This is a genomic window from Dialister sp., assembly GCF_051885895.1.
Lineage (GTDB): Bacteria > Bacillota > Negativicutes > Veillonellales > Dialisteraceae > Dialister.
The window spans coordinates 49,592-52,978 of sequence record NZ_JBJEXP010000033.1 but is presented as its reverse complement, the minus strand read 5'-3'; the positions used below and the strand labels follow the sequence as shown (position 1 = coordinate 52,978).

Genomic DNA, 3,387 nt, shown 5'->3' with positions numbered 1-3,387 from the left:
CCATTCTCCATTCCCCATTCTCCATTCCTCACTCTCCTCTTATACTTCCCTATAGAAAAATTTCATAGGTTTTCTTTTCTGCCCGGTGATTTTTCCAAATTCTTCTCTTTCCTGTCAGTATCTGCTCCTTTCGAATTTTATTACCGGCGAACGTAAAATTAGAATCATTGAATGACCAATTTTGTCTATTCCCTTTTCCTTCCACTTGGTGTATGATTAGTTCCGGCACAAGATATTGTGTCTTCATTTTTTGTTTCTAACAACATTTAGTAGAATTCATGAAATCATCGAAAAATACCATAATCGGTCGAAAACTTGAAATATCTATCATTGAGGGAGTGTCTGCAATGGAAAACAGGGATCATATGGACGTCATTCACGTCAAAACGAACGTAATCAAGAGAAACGGTCAGGAAGTATCTTTTGATATTTCCAAAATCATAAATGCCATTGGCAAGGCGAATAAGGAAGTGGAATCCATCCACCAGATGAATGAATTCCAGATCCGTGCCGTGGCAGACAATATTGCCAAAAAGATTGCCGCCTACCCCCATGCAGTGAATGTGGAAGATATCCAGGACATGGTGGAAACGGGCATCATGGAAATGCGCGGCTATGAAGTAGCCCAGAAATATGTGCGCTACCGCTACAAGAGAGAAATTTCCCGCAAGAGCAATACCACCGATGACGGCATCCTGTCCCTTATCGACCTGTCCAATGAAGAGGTCAAACAGGAAAACTCCAATAAGAATCCGGTCATCAATTCTACCCAGCGTGACTACATGGCCGGCGAAGTCTCCAAGGACCTCACCAAACGTCTGCTCCTTCCGGAAGACATTGTGAAGGCTCATGAAGAAGGCATCATCCATTTCCACGATGCCGATTATTTTGCCCAGAGGGAACACAACTGCGACCTCATCAATCTGGAAGATATGCTGCAGAACGGTACGGTCATCAGCCAGACCCTGATTGAAAAACCCCATTCCTTCTTCACCGCCTGCAACGTCACCACCCAGATCGTAGCCCAGGTTGCCTCCAACCAGTACGGCGGACAGTCCTTCACCCTGGCTCATCTGGCTCCCTTCGTGGATATCAGCCGTAAGAAGATCACGAAAGAAGTCATCGCCGAAAGAGAAGAAACCGGCGAATCCATGGACAAGAACATCATTGAAAAAATCGTGGAAAGACGGCTGAAGGAAGAAATCAAGTCCGGCATCCAGACCATCCAGTACCAGCTCATCACCCTGATGACCTGCAACGGACAGGCTCCTTTTGTCACCATGTTCATGTACCTGGATGAAGTACCTGAAGGTCAGACCAGAAAAGACCTGGCCATGATCATTGAAGAAGTGCTCCGTCAGAGAATGCAGGGCGTAAAGAACGAAAAGGGCGTATGGATCACCCCCGCCTTCCCGAAACTGATTTACGTGCTGGATGAAGACAACATCCATGACGATTCCCCTTACTACTACCTCACCAAGCTGGCTGCAGAATGCACCGCCAAGAGAATGGTACCGGATTACATTTCCGCCAAGATCATGAAAGAAATGAAGAACGGCGATGTATATCCCTGCATGGGCTGCCGCAGCTTCCTCACTCCGGATACGGAAGGTCTCGGACCCCATGGCGAGCACAAATACTACGGCCGTTTCAATCAGGGCGTAGTCACCATCAACCTGGTGGATGTAGCCTGCTCCTCCGGCGGCGACATGGATCAGTTCTGGAAAATCCTGGAAGACCGCCTCGAACTCTGTCATCGGGCTCTCCGCTGCCGTCATGAACGGCTCCTGGGCACCGTGTCCGATGTAGCACCGATTCTGTGGCAGTACGGCGCCCTGGCCAGACTGAAGAAGGGCGAAACCATCGACAAACTCCTCTTCAACAACTACAGCACCATTTCTCTGGGCTATGCAGGCCTCTATGAAATGTGCGTCCGCATGCTGGGCGTATCCCACACCACGGAAGAAGGACGCAAATTCGCCATGGCTGTCATGCAGAAGCTGAATGATAAATGCGCTGAATGGAGAAAAGCGGAAAACATTTCCTACTCCGTTTACGGCACACCCATGGAATCCACCACCTATAAATTCGCCAAATGCCTGCAGAAGCGCTTCGGCATTATCCCCGGCGTTACAGACAAGAACTATATCACCAACAGCTACCATGTTCATGTGGCAGAAAAAATTGATGCTTTCCATAAGCTGAAATTTGAATCCGATTTCCAGAAGCTCTCCCCGGGCGGCGCTATTTCCTACATCGAAGTGCCGAACATGCAGACCAATATTCCTGCCGTACTGACCGTGATGAAGTACATTTACGAAAACATCATGTACGCAGAACTGAACACCAAGAGCGACTACTGCATGGTCTGCGGCTATGACGGCGAAATCAAGATCGTAGAAGATGAAAACGGCAAGCTGGTATGGGAATGCCCGAACTGCGGCAACCGCGACCAGCACAAGATGAGCGTAGCCAGAAGAACCTGCGGCTACATCGGCACCCAGTTCTGGAACCAGGGCCGTACCCAGGAAATCAAGGACCGCGTGCTCCATCTGTAATCATCAGCCTGCCCAGGGCAGGCAGTACCCTTTAAACTTTTAACCGGGGCGCTCCGCGCCCCTTTCTATCATCATAAAAAGGCGGCAGCCGCCGCCTTTTTCCCTGTATGTAAGGAGTCCATCCATGAAATACGCCAATTTTAAAGAATATGATATTGCCAACGGCCCGGGCATCCGGTTCTCCCTCTTCGTCTCCGGCTGCACCCACCACTGCAAAGGCTGTTTCAATCCGGAGACCTGGGATTTCAACTATGGCAAGCCTTTCACCAAGGAAGTGGAAGACTATATCCTGAAGGAAACAGGCCATGAATTCTATGAAGGCCTCACCCTTCTGGGCGGCGAGCCTATGGAACCGGTCAATCAGAAGGGACTTCTTCCTCTGGTCAAACGGTTCAAGGAGCTCTATCCCCATAAAACCATCTGGTGCTTCACAGGCTACCTCTATGACCGGGACCTTTTAGGCCATTTTGCCAAGGTCATGCCGGAAACCATGGAACTTTTGAAGCGGATCGACGTCCTGGTGGACGGCGAATTCATGCTGGATAAAAAGGATGTGACCCTTCTTTTCAAAGGTTCCTCCAACCAGAGAACCATTGACGTGCCAAAGAGTCTGAAGAGCGGAAAAATCATTTCCTGGGACCCCGGCGACACCAGCATGTCCCCCAATTCCAAGATTTGAGGGCTGCCAAAGGCGGCCCGGGTTCAGAGGGTTCAAAAGGTTCTGCCCGCTTTCAGCGGGCGGGTTCAGAGGGTTGTGGTGCGGCGCCTTTGGGCGCCGCTTTTTTATGGGAATGCGGCACATTGCCAAGCGTCCATAGTCCCACCGCTT

General features: G+C 49.9%; 2 protein-coding genes. Both read left to right on the top strand.

Annotated elements, in window-relative coordinates:
* Positions 1–347: 347 nt before the first annotated feature.
* Complete coding sequence (gene nrdD / locus ACI4N7_RS02735; RefSeq protein WP_439731840.1) at positions 348–2,558, top strand: anaerobic ribonucleoside-triphosphate reductase; 2,211 nt, start codon at positions 348–350, stop codon at positions 2,556–2,558.
* 124 nt (positions 2,559–2,682) lie between these two features.
* Positions 2,683–3,237 (top strand): anaerobic ribonucleoside-triphosphate reductase activating protein, encoded by a 555-nt coding sequence (gene nrdG / locus ACI4N7_RS02730; protein WP_439731839.1) that lies wholly within the window; start codon positions 2,683–2,685, stop codon positions 3,235–3,237.
* The last annotated feature ends 150 nt before the right edge of the window (positions 3,238–3,387 follow it).